At 63.4% G+C, this 22,193-nt stretch carries 20 protein-coding genes; 13 read left to right on the top strand and 7 right to left on the bottom strand.

Annotated features, from left to right (window positions below):
- Positions 1-309 precede the first annotated feature (309 nt).
- The 3 genes from JAO73_RS07615 to JAO73_RS07605 all read right to left on the bottom strand — a co-directional run bounded on the left by JAO73_RS07615 (position 310) and on the right by JAO73_RS07605 (position 2,405).
- Positions 310-471 carry a hypothetical protein gene (locus tag JAO73_RS07615; RefSeq protein ID WP_198976492.1) on the bottom strand — a complete coding sequence of 54 codons (162 nt, stop codon included), beginning with the start codon at positions 469-471 and terminating at the stop codon, positions 310-312.
- A gap of 168 nt (positions 472-639) precedes the next feature.
- Positions 640-1,389 carry a LytR/AlgR family response regulator transcription factor gene (locus tag JAO73_RS07610; RefSeq protein WP_198976491.1) on the bottom strand — a complete coding sequence of 250 codons (750 nt, stop codon included), beginning with the start codon at positions 1,387-1,389 and terminating at the stop codon, positions 640-642.
- The gene (locus JAO73_RS07605) at positions 1,386-2,405 is read right to left on the bottom strand and encodes a sensor histidine kinase (RefSeq protein ID WP_198976490.1); all 1,020 of its coding nucleotides are present in this window, start codon (positions 2,403-2,405) and stop codon (positions 1,386-1,388) included. The genes JAO73_RS07610 and JAO73_RS07605 overlap by 4 nt, the downstream gene beginning before the upstream one ends.
- 338 nt (positions 2,406-2,743) lie before the next feature.
- Here JAO73_RS07605 and JAO73_RS07600 point away from each other — a divergent pair, with 338 nt between their 5' ends.
- The 10 genes from JAO73_RS07600 to JAO73_RS07555 all read left to right on the top strand — a co-directional run bounded on the left by JAO73_RS07600 (position 2,744) and on the right by JAO73_RS07555 (position 14,715).
- Positions 2,744-3,679 (top strand): radical SAM protein, encoded by a 936-nt coding sequence (locus tag JAO73_RS07600; RefSeq protein WP_198976489.1) that lies wholly within the window; start codon positions 2,744-2,746, stop codon positions 3,677-3,679.
- A gap of 5 nt (positions 3,680-3,684) precedes the next feature.
- Entirely contained in the window at positions 3,685-4,410 is a 726-nt protein-coding gene (locus tag JAO73_RS07595; protein ID WP_198976488.1) for a dolichyl-phosphate beta-glucosyltransferase, read from the top strand.
- Between the two features lie 762 nt (positions 4,411-5,172).
- Entirely contained in the window at positions 5,173-9,603 is a 4,431-nt protein-coding gene (locus JAO73_RS07590; protein WP_198976487.1) for a DUF2339 domain-containing protein, read from the top strand.
- A 215-nt stretch (positions 9,604-9,818) separates the two neighbouring features.
- Positions 9,819-10,532: a DUF3800 domain-containing protein gene (locus JAO73_RS07585; protein WP_198976486.1), complete on the top strand. Its 714-nt coding sequence runs from the start codon at positions 9,819-9,821 to the stop codon at positions 10,530-10,532.
- A 199-nt stretch (positions 10,533-10,731) separates the two neighbouring features.
- Positions 10,732-11,100 carry a hypothetical protein gene (locus JAO73_RS07580; protein ID WP_198976485.1) on the top strand — a complete coding sequence of 123 codons (369 nt, stop codon included), beginning with the start codon at positions 10,732-10,734 and terminating at the stop codon, positions 11,098-11,100.
- A 456-nt stretch (positions 11,101-11,556) separates the two neighbouring features.
- Complete coding sequence (locus JAO73_RS07575) at positions 11,557-12,201, top strand: hypothetical protein (protein WP_198976484.1); 645 nt, start codon at positions 11,557-11,559, stop codon at positions 12,199-12,201.
- 199 nt (positions 12,202-12,400) lie between these two features.
- Complete coding sequence (locus JAO73_RS07570; RefSeq protein ID WP_198976483.1) at positions 12,401-12,676, top strand: DUF1493 family protein; 276 nt, start codon at positions 12,401-12,403, stop codon at positions 12,674-12,676.
- Positions 12,677-12,938: 262 nt separating this feature from the next.
- Positions 12,939-13,490, top strand: a complete 552-nt coding sequence (locus tag JAO73_RS07565; protein ID WP_198976482.1) for a hypothetical protein — start codon at positions 12,939-12,941, stop codon at positions 13,488-13,490.
- 83 nt (positions 13,491-13,573) lie between these two features.
- Entirely contained in the window at positions 13,574-14,071 is a 498-nt protein-coding gene (locus tag JAO73_RS07560) for a hypothetical protein (RefSeq protein WP_198976481.1), read from the top strand.
- A 56-nt stretch (positions 14,072-14,127) separates the two neighbouring features.
- Positions 14,128-14,715, top strand: coding sequence for a DUF4291 domain-containing protein (locus JAO73_RS07555; RefSeq protein ID WP_198976480.1), 588 nt, complete (start codon positions 14,128-14,130; stop codon positions 14,713-14,715).
- Between the two features lie 124 nt (positions 14,716-14,839).
- On the opposite strand, the gene JAO73_RS07550 is transcribed toward JAO73_RS07555, so the two are convergent.
- From JAO73_RS07550 to JAO73_RS07535, 4 genes are all read right to left on the bottom strand, one after another.
- Positions 14,840-15,490, bottom strand: a complete 651-nt coding sequence (locus tag JAO73_RS07550; RefSeq protein ID WP_198976479.1) for a hypothetical protein — start codon at positions 15,488-15,490, stop codon at positions 14,840-14,842.
- Between the two features lie 89 nt (positions 15,491-15,579).
- Complete coding sequence (locus JAO73_RS07545; protein ID WP_198976478.1) at positions 15,580-15,963, bottom strand: hypothetical protein; 384 nt, start codon at positions 15,961-15,963, stop codon at positions 15,580-15,582.
- 98 nt (positions 15,964-16,061) lie between these two features.
- A complete protein-coding gene (locus JAO73_RS07540) occupies positions 16,062-16,376 on the bottom strand; it encodes a hypothetical protein (RefSeq protein ID WP_198976477.1) in 315 nt (104 codons plus the stop codon).
- 494 nt (positions 16,377-16,870) lie between these two features.
- The gene (locus JAO73_RS07535) at positions 16,871-18,394 is read right to left on the bottom strand and encodes an IS1182 family transposase (protein ID WP_198976476.1); all 1,524 of its coding nucleotides are present in this window, start codon (positions 18,392-18,394) and stop codon (positions 16,871-16,873) included.
- Between the two features lie 341 nt (positions 18,395-18,735).
- On the opposite strand from JAO73_RS07535, the gene JAO73_RS07530 reads away from it, so the two are divergent.
- The 3 genes from JAO73_RS07530 to JAO73_RS07520 all read left to right on the top strand — a co-directional run bounded on the left by JAO73_RS07530 (position 18,736) and on the right by JAO73_RS07520 (position 22,114).
- Positions 18,736-19,809: a hypothetical protein gene (locus JAO73_RS07530; RefSeq protein ID WP_198976475.1), complete on the top strand. Its 1,074-nt coding sequence runs from the start codon at positions 18,736-18,738 to the stop codon at positions 19,807-19,809.
- A gap of 72 nt (positions 19,810-19,881) precedes the next feature.
- Complete coding sequence (locus JAO73_RS07525) at positions 19,882-20,079, top strand: hypothetical protein (RefSeq protein WP_190924830.1); 198 nt, start codon at positions 19,882-19,884, stop codon at positions 20,077-20,079.
- Positions 20,057-22,114: a prolyl oligopeptidase family serine peptidase gene (locus JAO73_RS07520; protein WP_317191208.1), complete on the top strand. Its 2,058-nt coding sequence runs from the start codon at positions 20,057-20,059 to the stop codon at positions 22,112-22,114. Before JAO73_RS07525 ends, JAO73_RS07520 begins: the two co-directional genes overlap by 23 nt.
- Positions 22,115-22,193: the final 79 nt, after the last annotated feature.

Genomic DNA, 22,193 nt, shown 5'->3' with positions numbered 1-22,193 from the left:
AGAGGTAGTCCCCACCGAAGTTGAGATTCCGCAACGTCCAAGTGCGGCCAGGCTCATAGACTAATGCCCAAAAGCCCACGTCATGACCTATTGCAGCGCACGAAAGCACTTCCGTTTCCTCATCAAACCGAACCGCTTCGCCGGTATGCTGAGACAAAGCCGTAACGAAGGCGGCGGCCGTTGGTAAGCGGCCCTCGAAGGAAACAGTCTCGGATAAAATACCCATGTTCGTGGGAGGGAGGCGGAAGATACACCCGTTTACAACGGTGTACCCAGTCCAGTGAAACGGGCCTTATTTAACGAAAACTCTTAGCCAATTAGCGCTTCCACAAACGCGTACATTAGGTACAGGACCACGGCTCCGAGTAGCGCGAAGAGGACTTTGCCCAACACCTGCTTGGCCGGGTTCTTCCCATCGACCCAGGCCACGGCTTTCGTGGCGAGCCAGAACAGGCCCAGGATAGGAAGCATAACCAAATAGAAACCAGGCGGCCCCATCTGAACGCGCGCAAACAGCAGGTTGAAGAGCAAGGAAAGACAGCGAAAGAGCGTGGTGAAAATTCGAAGACACTGAAAGGCGCTACCTCGCGAATGGAGTGCTACGGTTCAGCGAAAGAGTCAATCCGGCGAAGGCAGGGATTAATGGTCTAACCACTGCTTAAAGGCCGGCGCGCGCCCGGCGCTGACGACCAGCGCCTCTTCGGCGGCTGGAGGGACCACCTGTAGCACCAGCCGGCCTTTGAAATAGGGACGGATTTCCTGCACCGCCCCAATGCTCAGGATAAACTGCCGGTTGATGCGAAAGAAGTTCTGGGCATCTAATTGGCTTTCGAGTTGGTCGAGCGTGTCGGGGATGATGTACCGCTTGCCGGGGTGGGTGACGAGGAACACCACGCCCTCTTCGGCCAAAAAATAGGCCACCTGGTCCACCGGCACGGCTTTTAGGGCTTGGGCAGTTTTCACCAGAAAGCGCGTACGGGGCGTGGCGCGTACCAGGCGCTGCACGTTTTCAGCCGCGGCCGGCAAAGCGGCCGGGCGGAGGGTTTCGTACTTCTGCAGGGCGCGTTCTACCTCGGCGGCTTGCAGGGGCTTGAGCAGGTAGTCCACGCTGTTCACCTGGAAGGCCTGGATGGCGTAGGCGTCGTAGGCGGTGGTGAAAATGACAGGGGCGCTGACGGCTACCTGCCGGAAAATCTCGAAGCTGTTGCCGTCCGACAAATGGATGTCGCACAACAGCAGGTCGGGGGCCGGCTGCTCGCGCAGCCATTCCACGGCCTCTTCCACCGAGCCCAGCGACGCCAGGATGCGCGCGGCGGGCCGCAGGCGGGTGAGCAAGGCGGCCAGCGCCTGGGCAGCCAGGGGCTCGTCTTCGATGACAACGACGTTCATGCGGCGGGGGCGGTAAGCAGGGGAAGGCGGACAACGAACGAGGCCGGCGTGGACACGATTTCCACGGGGCGGTCGGTCAGGTGCTGGTAGCGGCGCTGGATGTTGCGCAGGCCCGTGTGGGTGGACGCCACGGTGTCGGTGCGGGGCTGCCGGTTGTTTTCGACCACCAAGCGGCCGTCGGCGGCGGACACTTTGATAAGCAGGGGCTTGCGCGTGGTGGCGCCGTTGTGCTTGATGGCGTTTTCCAGCAGCATTTGCACGGCGGTGGGGGGCACCAGGGCCTGCTCCCAGGCCGGGGCCACGTCCCATTCCACGCGCAGTGCCTCGCCGAAGCGCGTTTCCATCAGGCTGGCGTAGGCGCGCACCAGCGACATCTCCTGGTGCAACGGCACCAGCGTTTGCGCGCCCGTGTCGAGTAGGGCGCGGTACACTTCCGCCAGTTGGCCGAGAAACTGCACGGCCCGGTCGGCGTCGAGTTGAATCAGCGAGCCAAGCACGTTGAGGCTGTTGAAGAGGAAGTGGGGGTCGACCTGGTTTTTCAGGGCTTCGAGCTGGGCCTGGAAGGTTTCTTTTTGCAGCTGCGCCACCCGCACCACCTCCTGCTGCAGGTTTTGGCGCACGTGCTCGCGCTCCACGAAGTAGTAGAAAAACAAGGACAGCACGGCGCTCACTGCCAGCGACAGGCGCAGGGCGCGGGGCGAAACGTCGGCCGTGGGCACCAGGTAGTGCTGCGGCAGCGTGAAGAACAGCAGCCAGAACGCCACGCTGACCAGCACCACGCTCTGCCCTTCCAGCAGGGCTTTGGCCCAGGCGGGCAGCTGGGTCAGGCGGTTGGCCCCGAAGGCGGGGGCAATGCGCGCGTGTGCTAAGAAGGTGGCCAGCAGGAAGGCAAACACCAGCAGCAGCTCCTGGTAGCTGGCCAGCGCGCCCACCCACAAGGTGCCAAACTGGATGAACACCGCCATGTGGAAGACCGCCGTGGCGGCCAGCGCCGCCAGCGCAATTTTTCGAATCATGGGGCTAGGGTGAGGCGACGCCGGGCGCTAAGGCCACGGTCGCGGATAAAGAAAGGCGGAGTCAATGGCTCCGTTCGTGGCCGGAAAGACGGAGAACCCTCGCGGAGCAGCAAGGCAAAAGTATCAGGTCACCCGGCGAAAAGCCGCACGCCGGCTGCCGATTCACCGGGCTCTTTTCCCGATTCATTGCCCCGGCATCCTCCTTCAACAGAAAGCACTTCCGGACGGGCGAAACGCAGGAGAGTATTGCTCCATCCTAGCCGCAGCCGAACGCGGCATGTCCTTCTTTTTCACCGTCAACCTCCTCCCCCATGCGTTTGCCCTTGTTTGATTCCCCGTTGCGCATTTCCCGAACCCGGGTGCTGTGGAAACTCACCAAAGCCGCCCTGGACAAAGACCGGCCCGTGCTGGTGCAAATCGTGGTAACGCGCCGCTGCAACCTGGCCTGCGGCTATTGCTACGAGTACGACAAGGTATCGAAGCCCGTGCCCCTGGTGGAGCTCAAAGCCCGGGTGGACGCGCTGCGCAAGCTGAAAGCCGTGTTCGTGACGCTCAACGGCGGCGAGCCCTTGCTGCACCCCCACATCGCGGAGTTGGTGCGCTACATCGCGGAAGCCGGCATGGTGCCGATGATAAACACCAACGGCCACGTGCTGAAGGCGCCCCTCATCAAGAGCCTGAACGAGGCCGGCCTGTTCGGCATGCAGCTCAGCTGCGACAGCTTGGAAGACAACGAGGTGACCGAGAAAAGCATGCGCCGCCTTCGCCCCAAGCTGGAGCTGCTGCGCGAGCACGCCCAGTTTAGGGTGCGCGTGAACGGGGTGCTGGGCTCCGGCAACCCGGCCGAGATGGAAGAAGTGGCCAAGGTGGTGGTCGGCTTTGGCTTCGGGTTCCAGTGCTCGCTGATGCGCGACAGCGCCGGGCAGGCCCTGCCCCTGAGCGAGGAAGCCCTGCAGGCCTACCTGCGCATTCGGGCCCTGAAAGGCCGCCTGCCGCAAATCCTCAACGACAACTTCCAGCTGCCCCTGGCCCGCGGCGAAAGCAAGCCCTGGAAATGCCGGGCCGGGGCCCGCCACTTCGAGGTCGACGGCGCCGGCCTGGTGCACCTGTGCCAGCCCAAAACCGGCGCGCCCGCCAAGCCCTTGGCCGAGTATTCCGTGGAGGACATTCGGCAACAGTTTGACTGCGGCAAAACGTGCTCTGCCCGCTGCCCCATTGCCTACGCCCACCTGGGCAGTCGGCTCGACGGATTTCGGGTTCAAAAACACGCCTGAGACCAATGGAACTGAGTCTCATCATCCCAGCCTTCAACGAAGCGCAACGCATCGAACCTACCCTGCGGCGCTTCCATGCGTTTATGGCCGCGCGCCCCGCACGCTTTGAAATCCTCGTGGTCGACGACGGTTCGACCGACGAAACGGTGGCCTTGGTATCGGCTCTGGCCGGCGAGTTGCCCGGTCTGCGCGTGCTGTGCTCCCCGGCCAACCGAGGCAAAGGCCACGCGGTGCGCCTGGGCATGCGGGCGGCCACGGGCCAGGTCCGCCTGTTTTCTGACGCCGACGGCTCCACCCCCATCGATGAGTTGAATTCGCTGTTGCAGGCGCTGGCCGAGGGGGCCGACATGGCCATCGGCTCGCGCTACCTGGCGGCGTCGCGAGTCACGCGGCCCCAACCCTGGCACCGCCGGGTGTGGAGCCGGCTCGCGAACCGGGTGGTGCAGCGCGTGCTGCTCCCCGGCGTGGCCGACACGCACTGCGGCTTCAAAGCCTTCACGGCCGCCGCGGCCGAGCGCATTTTCGGCGCCTGCACCGTGAACGGCTGGTCTTTCGACCTGGAAGTGCTGGCCCGCGCCCGCGCCTTCGGATTCCGCATTCAAGAAGTGCCCGTGCGCTGGGAAAACGACGAGCGCAGCAAGGCCCACCTCCGGCAACTGCCCCGGGAGTTCCAGCAGGTGTACCGCCTTCGCCAGCAGCTGCGGCAAGCCGAAAAACAGGCAGGCAACTAAAGGCAAATTATTGCCTGAAAACCAATCATTTATTCACTGTTCTTCGGCATGGATGCTTTCGTTGTAATTTTAATTATTGCTGTTGTGGTGGCCTTGCGGGTGTGGGACCTGCCCAAGCGACTGCTGGAGTTGCAGGAGGAGGTGAAAATCCGCCAAGCGGAGTTTAGCAGGCAGCAAGCCGAGTTGCGACAGGAGCTACTGCGCCTGCGCGAACAGGTGGACGGCCTGCTCGAAGCGGGGGCGCCGCCCACTGCCGCCCCGACGGTAGCGCCCCTGCTACGGCCAGGCGCCGCTGCTACGGCCGCTGTTGTGCCGGTCGAGGCCTCAGAAGCGGAAACGTCTCCGGCTACTTCGCCGGACGTCGAGCCGGTTGTTCCGGAGCCGGTGGCCGAGCCAGTTGCCCCAGCACCCGTTCCGGTTGAGCTTGTGGTTGCGGAGCCGGTCGTAGCGTTGCCAGCTCCACCTGCAGCTTCGGTTCAAGCAGCAGTGGAATCATTGGGCTTGCCAGAAGCACCGGTTGTTCCGGCAGCACCAACGCCCGCGCTTGCACCCGAGCCGGCTTTGGTTTCACCAGAACCGGTTCCAGCGGTCCCGGTATCCGTACCAGTGGTGCCCGCCCCCCCAGTGGCTGCGCCTGTTTCTGAGTCGGTTGTCATCCCAAATGAAGTAGCGGTTCCGGCGGCAGGCGCCATACCGGAGACTAGCCCTGAGGCTGCCCCTGAGCCGGCAGTAGCAGCCCCGGCTCCACCACCTTTGCCACCCGTGCCGCCAGCTCCGCCCCGGCCGCTACGGCGCCCGCCGCCCCCGCCGGCGCCCACCGGGCCCACCTGGTGGGAGCGGGCCGCCACCCTCATCCTGGAAAACTGGACCGGCATCCTCGGGGCCGTGGTGCTGGTCACGGGCGTCGGCTTTCTGGGCATCTACGCGGCGTTGCGGGTGAGTCCGCCGTTGCGGTTTCTGCTGATTTGCGCGTTCGCGGCGGGCCTGTTGGGCGTGCGGTGGGCACTTCGGCAGAAAAGCTTCGCGCGGCAGCTCAACGGCTGGCTTCTGAGCAGCGCGGCCGCCATCTTCCTGTTTGCCTGCGTGGCCGCCGTGAGCATTGAGGGCCTGCGCTGGGTAGCTGCGCCCTGGGACTACCTACTCCTCCTCACCGGCGTGGGAGCCAACCTGCTCCTGGCCTGGCGCGCCAGCCGCGAGGAAGTCGCCACGCTGCACGGCGTGCTGAGCCTGGTGGCCCTGGCGGTGCTGCCGCCCACGGCCCTCACGCTGGGCACGGCAGCGGCCGTCACGGCGTTCACCATCGCCATCACTTACCGCCAGCGGTGGAAGTACCAGCTGCTGCTCGGCATCGCCAGCTTCTTCGCCTTCCACCTCTACTGGCACCGGCAGCTGACGGACATTACCAACTCCCTGCGCCTGACGGCCATGGCCCTGGTGGCGCTGGTGGGCCTGGCCGCCGCCGTGGTGCAGTACCGCCGCGTGTACGCCCAGCGCCGGTTCGAACCCCTGCTTTTCACCGCCCACCTGCTCAACTGGACCTGTCTGGGCATTAACCTTTACCTGTACAGCACGGGCTCCATCTGGAAAACCATTCCGCTGGGCCTGGGCGCGCTGCTCACCTTCTGGGCCGGGCGTCAAGCCAAAAAGCTCGGCATCGGCTGGCTGTTCCAGACCGATACCATCATCTCGCTCATTCTGGCGCTGGCCACGGCCCTGTCGCTGCAGGGCTGGCACGCCACCCCTTCGGTCATTCTGGTGTTTATGCTGCTCGAAACGCTGCTGGTGTCATTGGTCATGGCCCGGCAACGCGAAGCGCTGGTGTACCGCGTGGCCCTATTTGCCGCGTGTCTGGCAGGCGGTGGCCTGCTGTTCTTCGCGGCCCTCAACGCCGATTCCAGCCTGCTCCAAGTGTTGTATCGCAACGCTTTCTTGCTGGCCCTGGCGGGCTGGGCGGGCCTGGCGTTCACCCAGCTGATGTACAAGCAGCCGCTGCTGCAAGCAGAGGAACCCAACGCGAAGGAGCGGTTTGGGGCTAACTCTCCCGCCACGTCGGCCCGCAACCTATTGGCAGGCTTTGCGGGGCTGGCCGGCCTGTTGCAGGCGGGGGCCGGAATGCTGTTGACCCGCGTGCTATTTGCCTGGGACCACGCGCCCGTTGCACTGCTGCTCGGTGCTCTGCTGACCCTGGCGTGCGGCGCTCTGGCCCTAGCGGCCTGGATACGCACCGCTCCCCAAATCCCGACCTGGGTGCGGCAACAGCAGCTAGTACTGGCGCAGGGCTTCGCGTTACTGGCTGGTCTAGTCCTGCACGAATTGGGCCTGAGCTGGGCGGTGGTGCTGGGCATTCTTTATGCCGAGAATGTGGCGGTGGCCCTGCTGGCTGGCCGGCGGCGCGAGCCGCTGCTGTACCACATTGCCCAAGCCGGCGCCTTTCTGGCCGGTGGCAGTTTGTTGCTGACGGCCTGGGCGAAGGTAAACCACGCCCTGCCCCGTGAACTGTACCGCGACGCCTTGGTGCTGGCCCTGACCGGCTGGCTGAGCCTGGCCTTCCTTCGGTGGGCTTACCGGCAGCTGTCGGCTTCCGGCTCATCAGAAATATCCGACACAAACCACCGCTTGCTTAGTGGCTTTGCGGGGCTGGGCGCCTTGCTGCAAGCCAGCACGGGCCTGCTGCTGGCGCGCGTGTTGTTTGGCTGGCAGCAAGCGCCGGTAATTGCGTTGTTAGGGGCGCTCCTGCTAATGGGCGGCGTAGCGTTGGCACTGGCTGCCTGGGTGCGCGCCGAGCCCCGGTTACCCGCCTGGGTGCGGCCACTGCAGCTATTGCTGGCGCAGGTATTCGCCCTGCTCACGGTGTCGGGCTGGCACGAGTTAGGGATGAGCTGGTCCGTGGTGCTGGGCCTACTTTTTGCCGAAAACATGGCGGTTGCCCTACTCGCCGCCCGAAAGCGGGAGATTTTCATCTACCGGGTTGCCCTGGCCGGCGCCTGTTCCGCGGGATTGAGTTTGCTGCTACTGGCCATCGGCAACGCTGACCACAATCTGCTGCCTACGCTTTACCGCGATGCCCTGGTACTGGCGTTGGCCGGCTGGGCGGGAATCGTATGGGTTGATTTCACCCACCGTCAATTATTGCCGGCCCGGCATACCGAAGGGCCGGATGATGCGAAAACTGACCGGGACCTGTTGGCCGGCATCGCGGGGCTGGCGGGCTTGCTGCAAGCCGGCACCGGGCTGCTGCTGGGCCGGGCGCTGTTTAGCGCACCCGGAGCGCCGGCGGTCGTGCTGCTGGGGGCCCTCCTGGCCATGGGGGGCCTCGCGCTGGGCCTGGCAGCATGGGTGCACGCCCGGGGACTACTGCCCCGTTGGGTGCGGCGCCAGCAGCTGGTGTTGGGACAGGCGTTTGTCGTGCTGGCCGCGTTGGGCTTGCACGAGGCCGGCCTGAGTTGGCCGGGCGTCTTACTGGTTCTGTACGCTGAGAATATGCTGGCCGCGCTGCTGTTGCGTGGCCGCGACGAAGATGACCTGTTGCATTTGCAGACCTACCTGCTGGTGCTGCTGGCAGCCCTGTTGCCCCTGCTGGTGCGCTACACGTCGCCGAGCGCCTTCGGGGCGGAGGTGCGGGCGGCCTTGCTCGTCGGGGCGGCCCTGCTCACGGTGGGCTACCAGCTGCGGCACCGGTTGCGCTTGGAGGGAGGCGAAGAGTACGCGGTGCTGCCGCTCAGTGGTACCTTGCGGTTGCCGGCGCTGGGGCTGGCCGTGGGCTGGCTGCTGCTCAGTGGCGGCGCGCTGGTGTACGACCAAGCCTGGGCCGCCTGGGCCATGGTGGGCTTGCTGAGCGCCCTGCTGTACCTGCGGCGCCGGGTTGCGGTGCCGGGCGTGTGGGCCGGCCTGCTGCTCGCGGCGGTGGGTTACCTGGGCCTGCAGTGGAGCTACGCGCTGCGGCTGCCAGCCGGACAACTGGCCAGCGCGAAGGCCGTGCTGCTGTACCTGCTGCCCACGCTGGCCGTGCCGTTGGTGGGCGCCTGGGTGTCGTGGTGGGCGCCAGCCCAACGGTTCGTGCGCGGCCCGTGGGTGTACCTGCTGGGGCTGCACCTGATGGTGGCGCTGGTGGCCGCCGTGCCCGCGGGCCACGTGGCTTACCTCTCGCTGGGCTTTACCGGACTGGCGGGGGCCGCCTTCACCGCCGCCCAGATGTGGCGCCGCCGCCTGCCCAACGAGTCGGCGGTATGGCAAGCAGGCCTTCCCGACCGCTACCTGCTGCACCTCAGCTACGGGTTCCTGACGGCGGGCCTGCTCACGCATGGGTACCTTCTCGCGCTGAATGAGCGGTTCTTCGGCCAGCCCGCCGAATACGTGACGGCGGCGGCGCTCTTCGCCACGCTCACCGCCTTGGCGTTGGCCACCCCGCCCGCGACGGGTCCGGTGTACAACTCTTGGCGCCGGCTGCACCCCTGGCTACCTGAAGCGGCGCTGCTCTTTGGCACGGCCACGCTGGGCCACCACGTGCGCACGCCCTGGCTGCCGCTGCTGTGGGCGACAGGCGCGCTGGCGCTGACGTTCGTGGCTTCCCGAATCCCGGCACGCTTCCGCCGTTTGGCCGCGTACGGCCGGCTTTACTATTGGCTGGCGGCCGGCACGGCTAGCCTGGCCTGCCTGCGCTACATCACGCCGGAACAGCTGTTGAGCTTCGATTGGTGGGGAATTTCAGCGGCAGTGGCATTGCTGTTTGCCTACATTGCCCTGGCGCTGCAAGCGGTCCATTCTCCTGCCGGCCACTCGCCCGCCTGGGAGCGGCTCATCCACCCGCCGCGCCGCGTACTCGAAGCTTGGCTGCTCTACCCGGCTTTCCTGGCGTTCACGCTGTTGCTCGTGCAGTCCTTCGACCACTCGGTACTCACCGTGTTGCTGATGTTGGAAGTGGTGGCCGTCTTCAGCACCAGCCTGTTGCTGCGGCGTCAGGACTTGCGTTACCTCGCCCTGGCCGGCATGCTGGGCTCGCTGCTCCGGCTGGTATTTTTTGACCTGAGCCGCAGCGGAACCATCACGCGCGCCTTCGTCTTTATCTTCATGGGGTTGCTGCTGCTCGGCATGCATGCCCTGTATGCCCGCTTTAAGGCCCGTTTTTCCCCAAAGGAGTCGGAAGAAGACGATAAAGCGTCGGAGGCGCTGGCCCGTCCAGACGTTCGGGCATGATGACGGTATGCCGCTTGCCACGACCTGGCAAGCGGCATACCGTCATTTACAACGGATTCATGAATGGTTTAGGCAATTAGCCAGACCATTGCCTGTTTACGAAAAGGGTCCAATTCAGCGAAAGGCGAATTTGTGCAACAGTTGCTGCATGATTGCTTTGCAGCTCCCTGCTTTTGCCTAGTGTCTTCGCGCGCCGTGGCGTTCTTTGCGGCCGTATGCAGTTTCTCTACGTGGACGAAAGCGGGGACTCGGGCCTGACCCCCACCAGCCCGGTTCAATACTTTTTTCTGGCAGGGTTGGCCATTGATCCGTTGCACTTGCAGGCCATTTCGGCGGACCTGCACCGCTTCCGCCAGCACCTGGCCGCGAAGTACGGCCTGCTCATTTCCGAGGAGATCCATGCCTCGGCCTTCCTGAGCAAGCCCGGCCCCGTGGCCCGCATCCCGCTCAACGACCGCCTGCGCATCCTGCTCGAGTGCGTCGACTGGTGCCGGCGCCGCACGGACGTGCAGTTGCTGGCCGTGGGCACGGATAAACGGCAAGCCGTGACCAACACCGTCTTTCAGGACGTGTGGCGCCAACTGCTGCGCCTCTTCGACGCGCACTTGGCCACGGCCGGCCCCGCGCAAGGACTCGTGTTTTGCGACAACACCGACGGCACCAAGCTCACGCACCTGATGCACTCGCTGCGGCAACCGGCGGGCGCACCGCGCGGGGCCCCGTTGCAGCACGTGATCGGCGACCCGGTGCTGTGGGACTCGCGCACCTCGTACCTGCACCATATGGTCGACGTGATTGCCTACTTCGCCAAGCAGCTCTACGAACCCAACCGGCGCGTGCGGGAGAAAGGCGCGCACCGCTACTTCCACCGCTTAGCCCCGATCAACGTCTTGGTCCAGCAACAACAGCCCCCGATTTGGATGGTGTAGGCAAAAAAAGGGGGCCGCTCGCGCGGCCCCGGGGAGTCCTACTTCCGAAATAATCCGGTGTCAGACCAGTGCAAAGATAACGGAAAACCGGCGAACATGGTTCGAGACCTGTAGGGCGATAGCAGGTAGCTGTTTGTTCACTCAAAGGAGGGTTAGAGTTCGTTTACCTTTCGGCTGAACTACGCTATGAATGACTTTTATGCAGTGGGAAGCCATAACACTCGAAGCCGTCTACGATCACATTCTGGCGGCCGAAGAAAAGATGCAGGGGGAACTGTGGCGGTTCTGGCAAATGATTCAAATCTTCCCCGAAAAGTGGCAGCAAACGCCCTATGGCGACGAAGGAGGCGGGTTCTGGGTCGTGGCCGTGGTGGGCAAGCGCATCATCTGGTACAACGACATTGAAGAAGGTTTTAACCTCTCGGCTTATGAACAGTACGGCACCTTCCGCGACTACTGGTGCAACCAAGACGAGCTGGTGTGGCCCGTGCAAGCCTTGCTCACCGAAATCAAAATTGGTGGGGGCGGTTATGGACAAGCGGGACCACCCCAAAACATTGATGAGTGAGCGCTCATAAGGCCGGGTAACTAGCAGTTCAATGAAACGGTGCTATTGCCCTTATTCTTGTCATTTACGTGTGCTCCAGAAACCGGAACTTATGCCCGCACCCAACCATCATTGCCGCATCTGCGGGCTCTACGTCGTCTACCCCCCCTGGGGCGCCGACGACCGGAGCCCCAACTATGATTTCTGTCCGTGCTGCGGCGTCGAATTTGGGCACGAAGACCATAATCGGGCATCGGCCGTTGCGTTTCGGCAAGCATGGCTGGCCAGCGGCGCCGCGTGGATGGCCCCGCATTTCAAGCCCCTGGATTGGGCCCTAGAAGAGCAGCTCCGGCAGGTGCCTTCGCCCTATGCTTAACCGAAAACCCAACTGGGTCCGAACAGAAAAACGAGCATTAAAGCAGTTTACTTCGCCTTATCGCCTGATTTCCTTTTTCGCGTATGCTTTTCCGTAGGCTATTGGCCACCATCTGGGTCTTGTGTTGCTGGTCCTTCGATTCCTTTGCCCAACAGGCAAAAGACCATTTGCTTCCCAGCGACGGCTACTTCACCAGCTTTGCTCACGAACGCGCCTATTACCCACGCGTGCGCGAGGTGCTGTGCGCAGGGTTGACCGACACGCCGGTCGCGCAAGTGGTTGTGCTGCCCTCCTTTACCCCCGAATACGTCCTATCCCTGGAAGAGCGGGCCGCGAAGTACTACCTGACCTATCGAATTTGCGAAACCAGCGTGTGGGCGAGCCTGCAAGACAAAAGCCAGCCACCCGTTTCAGTAAAAACGACCACCGTGGAGCTCAACCCACCCGCGGCACAGGCCGTTGCTTCGGCCGTGGCCCAAGCCATTTCCCAAACGCACTACCCCGAGCCAAGCACAAGCCGTAGCTTGGGATTCGACGGGACGACGTACGATTTTAGCCACTTCCAACTGGGCGTTGGTTTGCAAGGGGGCCAAACGTGGTCGCCACGTGCCGGCACCAAGATGAGTGACTTGGTGGCTTTGGTCACGACGCTACAAAAAATAACAGCAGTGCCAACCGATGCGCAGCTTCAAACCACTCTTATTCAACAAGCCCAAAAGCTGCTCATACGGTTGACCAAGGGCTAGAGGCAATGCTGCTTAGGCGTTCACAAAAAGGGTCGGAAGAGCCGAATCGGTGCGAAAGCTGTGACGAAATTCGTGACGACATCCGTGCGGCGCTCGCCACGGAATCCGTCACGGAATTCGTCACGGTTTTCGCGTAGCAAAACGTGGCCCGTTCACAGGAAGGAGCATTTCTTTGAGGATGGAAGCAACCCAAGCAGTCATGGCGTTTATCCAAGATGCCACCGGCACCCAGGACTTAGCCCTCACCCCGGCCACTAGTTTAGAAGACGACCTAGGTGTCACGGGCTACGAGGCTGTTCGCTTGCTGCACGCCCTGGCTGCACGCTACCACCTAGACCTGACTCACCTGCGCTGGGATAAATACTTTCATCCGGAGCCCTCCTTGGACGTGACTTACCCAGCGGTAGCACCCTTTACAGTGGGTGACATTTTGCGGGCAGTGGAACATGGCGGCTTTGGGCCAGAGTATTCCTAGCTTAGAACGGATAATGAGCATGTAGCCACTCAGCCTGCACTAGGTTCAGTGAAACGGTCCGAATGAAATAAGGAGCGTAACATTATGCCCTCCTAAGTTTGCCTCTTGCATGCGTACTCACTGGCTATTTGCGCTACTACTAAGCTGCCAGGTTCTCTCCAGCACCGCTCAAACCTCTGCACTGACCTCGTTCCGCGAAACGTCTCCGCCTTTGGTCGGCAGTGCGGCGTGGTCCAAGTTGAACTACGCGCCAGGGTATTCCGTGAAAAACGTCGACGGGAAACTCGTGGTCGGCAAAAGTAGCGAGCAGCAGTCCCCCCAGTTGCAAACCCCCGATGGCACCTTCCTCGGCCGGGACCGTGGCGAATGGGGCGGGCAGTTGCTGTTGCAGCCGGCCGGCAAGCAGACCGCACCGGCACCCCTCAAAGAGGGCAATATCCGCCTGCTTTTCCAAGCCAATGACCGCGTGTATTTCATCGAGGGCTTGGCCCATATGGGGCGGAATGCCGGGGCGCTCTATCAGGTCACCGGAAAGGCTCCAGCCTTCACCTGGGTCAAACTAGCCGATTTTAACGACGCGCCGGAGGCGTTCGCCGTGGTGGGCAACGACGTGTACATTGCCCAATTTCATGGGTTTACGGTACTGCGGAATCTACAAAAAGAAGCCGTTTTGGAAAAGACGTTTTGGAGCAGCCTTTATCCAAATTCAGTGGCCGTTTTCGACAACCACGAGGTTTGCATTGGCATGCGGGGAGGCTACGTTCGGTTAAATACCAGAACCAAGGCGTTCCGGTTTTTTCAGCACTTGCCCTAAATTCTTGCTTCTGCTGCTCATGAAAACGGTAATTCTAGCGAAAGGAGCATATCATTATCGCTTATCTCCTTAAATGACATGGTATGGATTGCCCTCTACTGGCCGCATACGAAGCGACCGGGCAGCTGTCGGAACAAGCGCTCGCGGAGCTAACGGACGAGGAGGATTCTTCGGAGGCCGGCAAGCGCTTGTACCACTGCTTTCGCCAACGCCCCAACATTGCCTTTGCGCGCGCCCTGCTCACCACGCTGAGTACCCGGTACGTGCACGGGTATACCCACGGCGGTCCGACCACGACCCAGGGGCTGCGCTTGGCCGGCTACCTCATCGGCCTGCACGGCGACGTGCGCGACGCGCTTGCGCTCTGGCGCACCAAGCAACTCACGTTTGACACGGCCTGCGAGTTTGACATCCAAATGGTCGCCTTTGCCGGCATTGACCCAACGATTGCTTACCTGCAGACCTTGCCCGACCCAGATGCCGCGGCCGCCGTGGACTACTTGCAGCAATGCCAAGCAGCGGGCGATTTTGATGATTTGCACGCGTATTTCTCCCCGGACAACCTGCCGTACTGGATATAAGGTCCCGGGTGGGGTTATCCCTTGCCAAACGCTATGACGGCGCTATTTTTTTTCTTATGCTAATTCGTGCGGCCTACGACAAGCACACGCTCACCGTTTACCAGGCGTACGCCCCCGGCATTGCCGGCCCGGCCGTGGCGCAGCAAAGCCTGGCCGTGCCCGCCTTCAAGGTGGAGCGCATGACGTGGATTAAGCCCTCGTTCCTATGGATGATGTACCGCTCGGGGTGGGCCATGAAAGAGCACCAAGAACGGGTGCTGGCCTTGAAAATCAGGCGTACTGGTCTTGATTGGGCCCTGCAGCACGCCTGCTTGTCCCATTTTGTAGCCACGGCCCATCCGAACCCGCTGGCGTGGAAGGAACAGCTGCAGGCGGCACCCGTACGCATTCAATGGGACCCCGAGCGGGACCTGCACCTCAACCCGTTGCCGCATCGCGCCATTCAAATCGGGTTGTCCGGCGAAGCCGTGCCCCGGTTGGTGCACGAGTGGGTGGTGGAGGTAACCGATGTCACAGACCAGGCCCACGAAATCCAGGCGTTGGTGCAAGCCGGTCACCTGCAAGCCGCTGCGGACCGATTACCGAAAGAAACGGTTTACCCAACCCAGGCCCTACCCCACCTGCTATTGGAGGAGGCGTGCTGATAACCTATAGTACAGTAAACGCAAGTTTCCCCCGTTCAAGAAAACGGTCCGAAGAGCAAAAGAGGGTAGCTGCAAACCCTGGTGACAATCATCGAAGCCCAGCCCCCCCCCGAAGCAGCGGTGCCTAGAAAAACCCGGGATTCCGGTTAATCACTTTTCTCAACGTGATGTGGTAGGGCTGGGTGCGAGTAGAATCGAATCGCACCCTGGCCCCTAAATGGTTTCTGCCGTAACGCTCCTTCCAATACCGAACGGTAATGTGGTGCGCCACGCCAAACGCACGCTTGGGCAGCAACAACCGAAAGTGGCCCATCGCATCCGTGCTGTCCCGCAGGCCCCGCAGGTTCACCAGTGCCCCGGCTTTGGGAATACCCAGCCAGTTACGTACCACCCCCTGCACCAGAAACAAGCTGTCGGGAACGGTAGCGTGTGTAGGCTTGGTAGCCGAAGCCCTTGGCTTCGCACCTTGGGCCCGCGCCTTCAGCCCCCACACCGACCACAGGAGTAACACCAGAGTCACCGCCCACCGCCGCCGCCCGGTCAGGGGCTGCGCCGCCGCGAGCAAGGGCCGGCCCACTTGGTCGTCCCGAAACAGGCCGCACCGGCGTTCGGGGCTATACTGGCTTAAGAAGGCCACTACTTCCCCATCACTCATCCGGGTAAAGTCCACGACCTGCGTGTGGCAGCTGGCACAGTGCCGGCCCACGTCGGTGGGGGCCATGGCATCCCAGCTTTCGGCGCAGGTGAACGGCTGGTGGACGGTGATAGAGCGCATCGCATAAAGGTATCGAGCTGTGCTCTGAGTTTCCCCGTCCTGCAAAAGGGATTTTCCGGCACTACTTCCTGTTCACTTAAACGGTCCGATTAATTACTCGCGGGGTTGGTTATCCTGATTGGGGGCGAACGATACTCCTGGTTGTTGTCACAGTCCTTCACCGATGCCTTGACAAAAACGGCGTTGGCCCCCGCGTACTTAAAAAACGACGCTTCGCTTGGAAACAACGCAAAGAAGCGGCGGTAGGGGTACGCAAGTGCGGCCCGGGCCTTGGCTTTCAGGGTTCGGCAAGGCGGGGTGTGGGCCACCGCGCCGGTGTGGTCAACGTTGCCATTGAGCAGGTGATAGGCCCGGCCGTCGGTGGAGTAGAAGTACTGCACCAAGTACGACAACCGGCTCGTTCCGGCGTTGGCCAGGCGAATGGCAACGGCAGGGGCCGAGTTGGACCGCTCGAGCTGCAGGCCAACCGTCACCGGCGGGGAAAGCGGCCGGGCGCGGGGCATTGCGCAAGCAACGGCACATAGAAAAAGGCTAGGCCACATACAGGCGACAAACGGGTACACTAACGGTGCTAGGGCTGTCCATATTCCCGAACGGCTCCAACCGAATCGACGAAGAAAACACCGGTCTCGTTCATCGTCTCCCCCTTGTCCACGGTAATCGTGTAGGCATGCGTGACCTGGTACCAGCGTCCCTTATCCTTTCCATGCACCTGCGTTTTGACAGACAAGGGCGCATAAATAGCGCCTCGTTTCTCTACCCGCCGTTTGACCGCTGCTTGCACGGCCCGTTCCGCCTGGCGCACCCCTTCGGGGTTGCCGGATTGGCAAGCCGTGACAACGGTCAAGAGCCCGACGAGCGATTGGAAGTTAAATAATCTCGGCATGGGGGGCAATATACCGTCGCCAACTCTCCACGTTCACTTTAACGGTCCGAATAGAATAACGAGGGTCTTATCAGTCACCGTAAATGAGCCCCAGCATGATGGCGGCCCAAAAGGCCCAATACAGCAGAAAGGCCCCCACCCCACACGCGCCGAGTAAGAAGAGCACTCCTGTCCAGCGATGTGCGCGAACCAACGCGGCATGCCCCGCAGCGGCCAACAGGAGTATAGCGCCAATCATCAAACACATGGTGGTGGGCACCCCCGGAGCATTGGGAAGGCTTCCCATGTACCCCAGAAAGAAGAGGCTCCCAACAGCCGCCCCCAGCCACCCGATGCTCAACGTGAGCACGAGCAAGCGCAATTCTAGGGGCTGGGAAGGGAGAGCAAGGCGGACTAGCCAAGAAGAACTCATTGAGCGGATATTTTAGGTTGTAAACCTACGTGAAGTGTTCAGCCAAACGGTAGTGGCTGTTGCAGAACTCAGTTTAGGCAGTTCACTTTCTAGTTAGCGGCGTGGCGGGTACCGGGGTTGGCACTTCGAAGCACCGACTTTGCTGCCCAGCGCGCCTATTAACCGCCAGCAATGGCTGGGGCAGGGCTATGGCCACGCTCAGTTGCCGGTTGGGGCGGTGCTGGAGCAGCTTTTTCAGGTTGTACGCCACGGCCGTGAGCAGCATGGTTTTGTGGGCGCCGGCCTGGCCCCGCACGTTCATCCGGCGCAGGCCGTAGTGGTGCAGCAGGTGGCCGAAAACGGGCTCGACGGTGCTTTGCCGCAAGCGCCGGTGGCGGTACCCGCGCCGGGTTTGCTGCCGTTGCCAGGCCCGGCGGTAGGCCGCGTCGTAAATCGTCTTGGTGAGCTGTTTGCGCTTGGCGCCGGGCACGCACCTGGGCTTGAGCGGGCACTGCTGGCAGTCGCCGTAAGCGGCCCAGTAGAGCTTGACCCAGCTGCCGTCGGTCGTCACCTCGTGGCGGTGGAACGGCAGGCGCTTGCCCGCCGCGCAAGTGTAGGCGTCGGTGCCCCGGTCGTACGTGAAGCCTGCTATTTCGGGCTTGTACTGGCCAAACACGGGCATCCACGCCGTGACCTGCTGGGCTTCGAGCAGCGCGTAATTCGAGCCGTTGGCGTAACCGGCATCGGCCAACAGGTCGCGCAGGCGCAACTCGTTGGCCCGCAAGCGCCGTTGCAGCCCGCTGAGCAAGCGGGGCAGGTGCAGGCTGTCGCGGCTGTCGGCAAAATCGGCCTGCACGTGGCTGATGACGCCGTGGGCCGTGTCCACGGCCAGGCTGCAGAGGTAATTCAGAGCCCGGGCTTTGCCGGGCTTGATGGAGATGCGCGCGTCGGGGTCGGTGGGGCTGTAATGGGTCTTGTTGCTTAGCAGGCGGGCTTTTTCGTGTTGCGCGCCCAGGGGCCCGGGCTCGCTTCGGCGCTTGGCTTGTCGGGCCGCTTCGCGGCGCAAGTGGTGGGCCGGGGCGGTGACGGCTGGCGTCGGGACCGCCGACTGGCCCGGGGCCAAAAACGGCCCGGTGGTACCTGTCAGCTGCTTTTCGCGCACGCTGTCGAGCGACGCGTTGGCCTTGACGGGGGCCGAATCCACGGCCTGCGTGTCGCCGGCCACCAGGCCGCGGGCCACGCACTGGGCAAAGACGTGGTCGAACAGGCGCTCAAAAATAGACGCGGGAAACAGCTGGCGGGTGCGGCTGATGGTCGAGTGCCAGGGCAGCTCTTCGTCCACCTCGTAGCCCAAAAACAGCAGGATGTCGAGCCGCAGGGCGCAGTGCTCGACGAGCCGGCGGTCGCTCACGAGGTTTTCCAGCCGGCCCACGAGCACGAGTTTGAAAAACACCACCGGGTCCAACGAGGGCTGACCCGTGTGGCTATAAAGACCCTGCGTTTCCTCGTAGAGAAACGTCCAGTCCACGAGCTCGGCCAGCCGGCGGTACAGATTATGGCGTGGCACCCGCTCACTGAGCCGAAAGCGCACGACCTCTTTGTCGAGAAACAGCTTCTTGCCTTGCATCTTCCCGCTACGAATCTCGGGCCGAGCTGGCTACGACTTCTGCAACAGCCAAACGGTAATTTAACTAAAAGGCATTGAGAAGCTCTTTGCGCCCTCAGCTTCTCTTGGCCCGGCTACCACTCCGGCCGCCGGGGTAGCCGCAGCGCCGGCCCCTCAAAACGGCGGATGTCGTAGCTGGCGCTTGACTTGAAAAAGTGAACCCGGGCGGCACTTTGCGTTTACCATCGTCCGGCTCCCGGCACCTTCGGGAGCGGGAGCGAGGTCGGGGGTGAAGCCCCTAGCACCCAGCGCATCATAAATAGCGCCCCACGCCGTACTTTTCGGTCAAAACCGCGCTGCTTATGACCTTCCGCTTTGTTCTGGCCACGTTCTGGGCCGCTTTGTTTTTCCAGTCGGCCCAGGGCCAAACGCCCCTGGGCCAGCCCTCGCTCGATGAGAGCAAGGTGCAAATCTGGTGCGCCACGGTGCGCTTCGTGTACAACGACGCCGGCCGGCCCACCCTCAAAAGCACCGTGCGCTGCGAAGGCGGCAACCTCGACGCCCTGGCCGCCAGCATCCGGCCCGACAGCCTGCGCGTGTACAGCCTGCTCTACCAGCCCATTGAGGGCCGCGGGGCCATATACCAGGGCAAGAAAGACAACCCCGCCCGCCTCGCGGCCCTCACCAAGGCCATTGTGAGCAAGCTGAAAGGCTCGCCGGCCCGGCGCAAAGACCCCGCCCGCATGGCCCGCGTGGAGGCCCTCGAGACCGCCCTCACCCACTACGTGGAAAGCGGCACCCCGCTCGGCGACGTGTCGGCGGCCATGGCGCCCGAAACGGCCGACACCACCGCCACTCCCGGCGCGCTGGGCCCGGCCGAAGCCGCTGAGCAAGCCGCCGACCGCGAAGCCGCCGCTACGTCCTCGGCCGCCCTGCCCACGGCCGGTCCGGGCAGCCTGCTCTTCCGCTTCGCCGCGCCGCTGGCTCTCATTCTAGCCATTCTGAGTCTGGTGCTGTACGTCATGTTGCGCATCACGCTGGGGCAGTGGCGCCGGCAGCAGCGCCGCGAAACCCTGGTGGCCAAGCAGGCCGCCGCCGCCGCCACGGCCGCCGCCACCGAAACCAGCGCCGCCGTGGCCGACTCGGTGGCCCGCGTGAAACGGGCCGAAGCCCTGGTGCTGGCCGCCTCCGAAACCCGCGCCGCACCGGCCTCCACGCCGGCCCTCGACCAGCTCAGCCCCGCCCAGCGCCTGGAAGTGGAGCGCCTGGTGAGCCAGCGCGTAGACGAAGAGCTGCGCTGGCTGCGCGCCAACCTGCCCGAGCTGGTGGCCGCCGCCGTGGCTGTGCCCGGGCCGCCGGCCGCACCCGATGAAATTGCGCCGGCCCCCGGCACAGAGCGCCAGGGCTCGGTGGCCGACGACGTGCAACTCGATTAGCGATACATTTTTAGCCGGCTGGCTCTCTGCAGCCGTACCTGCTGGCGCCCCACCGCTTTTTTCTCCTCGCCCATGAAAGCTGCCTTTCGCCTGCTCGTGCTACTGGCAGCTTTGCCGGCCTGCCGGGCCACCACGCCGCCCGCCCGCAACACCCTGCCGCGCCGCCAGCCCCTCACCGAAACCACCACCCCCGAAAATGCCGAGCCCAGCCGCAAAGCCGGCCTGGAGCTTCCCGACACCACCCGCCGTGACCTACCCCCCAAGCCGTAAAGCCGACGTTACCGACACCTATTTTGGCACCCCGGTGCCCGACCCCTACCGCTGGCTGGAAGACCCCGACGCCGAAGAAACCAAGGCTTGGGTGACGGCCCAAAACCACATCACGTTTGGGTATTTAGAGCAAATTCCGTTTCGGGATGCCATCCGGGAGCGCCTCACCCGCCTCTGGAACTACGAGCGCTACGGCGTGCCCGAGCAGGTGGGCGACGAGCTGGTGTATGCCAAAAACGACGGGCTGCAGAATCAGGCTGTGGTGTACCGCCAGCGCGGCGACGAGGAACCGCGGGTGCTGCTCGACCCCAACAAATTCTCGGAAGACGGCACGACGGCCCTGGCCGGCATGGAGTTCAGCAACGACCACCGCTACCTGGCCTACGCCACCAGCAGCGGCGGCTCCGACTGGAACCAGGTCCGCATCATGGACCTCAGCACCCAAGAGCTACTGCCCGACACGCTGGATTGGGTGAAAGTCTCGGGTACCTCGTGGACGGCGGAGGGCTTCTATTACAGCCGCTACGACGCGCCCAAGCCCGGCGAAAACGACCTGTCGGGCAAAAACGAGTTTCACAAAGTCTATTTCCACCGCCTGCACACGCCGCAGGGGGAAGACGAGCTGGTGTACGAAAACCCGGACATGTCCCTCGGCTTTCGCATGGCCGGCGCCACCGAGGACGAGCGGTTCCTGTGCCTCTACCTCACCGACGGCGTGTCGGACGGCAACCGCCTGCTGGTGCGCGACCTGACCGACCCGGCACAGGCCGGCACCTGGACCATCCTGTTTGATTCCTATGAATTCAACAACACCGTCGTCGGCAACGTGGGCGGCGAGGTGCTGGTGTACACCAACTACCGGGCGCCCAACTACCGCGTGGTGGGCATCGACCCCAGCCGGCCCGAAGAAGCGAACTGGCGCGAGGTGCTGCCCGAAACCGCAAACAAGCTCGAAAGCGTGACCCAGGCGGGCGGCTGCCTGCTGGCCGGCTACCTGCACGACGCCAGCTCGCAGGTGAAGGTCTACTCGGAACGAGGCGAGTTTCAGCACGACGTGGCGCTGCCGGCCCTTGGCACAGCCAGCGGCTTCGGCGGGCGGCGAGGGGCCACGGCGGTGTATTACGCCTTCACCTCGTTCACGTACCCGACCACCATTTACCGCTACGACCTCGCCACTAATACCAGCACCGTATTCCGGGCGCCCACGGTAGACGTGCAGCCGGCCGACTACGAAACCACGCAGGTGTTCTATCCGAGCCGGGACGGCACGCGCATTCCCCTGTTCATCGTGCACAAAAAGGGCCTGACGCCGAACGGCCACAACCCCACCTACCTCTACGCCTACGGCGGCTTCAACGTGAGCCTGACGCCCGGCTTCTCAGTGGCGCGCATGCTGTGGCTCGAAAACGGCGGCATCCTGGCCGTGGCCAACCTGCGCGGCGGCGGCGAATACGGCGAAGACTGGCACCGCGCCGGCATGACGCCGCACAAGCAAAACGTGTTCGACGACTTCATTGCCGCCGCCGAATACCTCAAAACCAACCGCTACACCGACACGCAGCACCTGGCCATTGCGGGCGGCTCCAACGGCGGGCTGCTGGTGGGCGCCGTGGCCAACCAGCGCCCCGACCTGTGCCGGGTAGCCCTGCCCGCCGTGGGCGTGATGGACATGCTGCGCTACCAGAAATTCACCATCGGCTGGAACTGGGCGCCCGAATACGGCACCTCCGACGACGAGGCCCAGTTCCGCAACCTGCTGGCGTTCTCGCCGCTGCACAACCTGCGCCCCGGCACCGCCTACCCCGCCACCCTCGTCACCACCGCCGACCACGACGACCGGGTGGTGCCCGCGCACTCCTTCAAGTACGCCGCCGCCCTGCAGGCCGCCAACGCCGGCCCCCACCCCACCCTCATTCGGGTCGACGTGAACGCCGGCCACGGCGCCGGCAAAAGCACCGCCCTGCTCATTGATGAATGGGCCGACGTGTGGAGCTTCTGCTACGCCAACATGGGCGTGACGCCGGAGTTATCATGATGTCAGTGCTGGTAGAAACATAATAGTTTGCGTCTCGTCATTGAACGATAACGCCCAAACGGCGCGCCCGACGAGACGC

The sequence above is a fragment of the Hymenobacter miniatus genome, assembly GCF_016427455.1.
Taxonomy (GTDB): Bacteria; Bacteroidota; Bacteroidia; order Cytophagales; family Hymenobacteraceae; genus Hymenobacter; species Hymenobacter armeniacus.
Note: the sequence above shows the minus strand (reverse complement) of the source record. Positions and strands in the feature narration are given on the sequence as shown.

Excerpts from the sequence above, each read along its gene's own strand:
- JAO73_RS07615 (WP_198976492.1), bottom strand. The coding sequence starts at position 471 with ATGCTTCCTATCCTGGGCCTGTTCTGGCTCGCCACGAAAGCCGTGGCC.
- JAO73_RS07580 (WP_198976485.1), top strand. The coding sequence starts at position 10,732 with ATGCAGTGGGAAGCCATAACACTCGAAGCCGTCTACGATCACATTCTG.
- JAO73_RS07550 (WP_198976479.1), bottom strand. The coding sequence starts at position 15,490 with ATGCGCTCTATCACCGTCCACCAGCCGTTCACCTGCGCCGAAAGCTGG.
- JAO73_RS07555 (WP_198976480.1), top strand. The coding sequence starts at position 14,128 with ATGCTAATTCGTGCGGCCTACGACAAGCACACGCTCACCGTTTACCAG.
- JAO73_RS07525 (WP_190924830.1), top strand. The coding sequence starts at position 19,882 with ATGAAAGCTGCCTTTCGCCTGCTCGTGCTACTGGCAGCTTTGCCGGCC.
- JAO73_RS07530 (WP_198976475.1), top strand. The coding sequence starts at position 18,736 with ATGACCTTCCGCTTTGTTCTGGCCACGTTCTGGGCCGCTTTGTTTTTC.
- JAO73_RS07535 (WP_198976476.1), bottom strand. The coding sequence starts at position 18,394 with ATGCAAGGCAAGAAGCTGTTTCTCGACAAAGAGGTCGTGCGCTTTCGG.
- JAO73_RS07570 (WP_198976483.1), top strand. The coding sequence starts at position 12,401 with ATGGCGTTTATCCAAGATGCCACCGGCACCCAGGACTTAGCCCTCACC.
- JAO73_RS07605 (WP_198976490.1), bottom strand. The coding sequence starts at position 2,405 with ATGATTCGAAAAATTGCGCTGGCGGCGCTGGCCGCCACGGCGGTCTTC.
- JAO73_RS07560 (WP_198976481.1), top strand. The coding sequence starts at position 13,574 with ATGGATTGCCCTCTACTGGCCGCATACGAAGCGACCGGGCAGCTGTCG.
- JAO73_RS07540 (WP_198976477.1), bottom strand. The coding sequence starts at position 16,376 with ATGCCGAGATTATTTAACTTCCAATCGCTCGTCGGGCTCTTGACCGTT.
- JAO73_RS07595 (WP_198976488.1), top strand. The coding sequence starts at position 3,685 with ATGGAACTGAGTCTCATCATCCCAGCCTTCAACGAAGCGCAACGCATC.
- JAO73_RS07610 (WP_198976491.1), bottom strand. The coding sequence starts at position 1,389 with ATGAACGTCGTTGTCATCGAAGACGAGCCCCTGGCTGCCCAGGCGCTG.
- JAO73_RS07585 (WP_198976486.1), top strand. The coding sequence starts at position 9,819 with ATGCAGTTTCTCTACGTGGACGAAAGCGGGGACTCGGGCCTGACCCCC.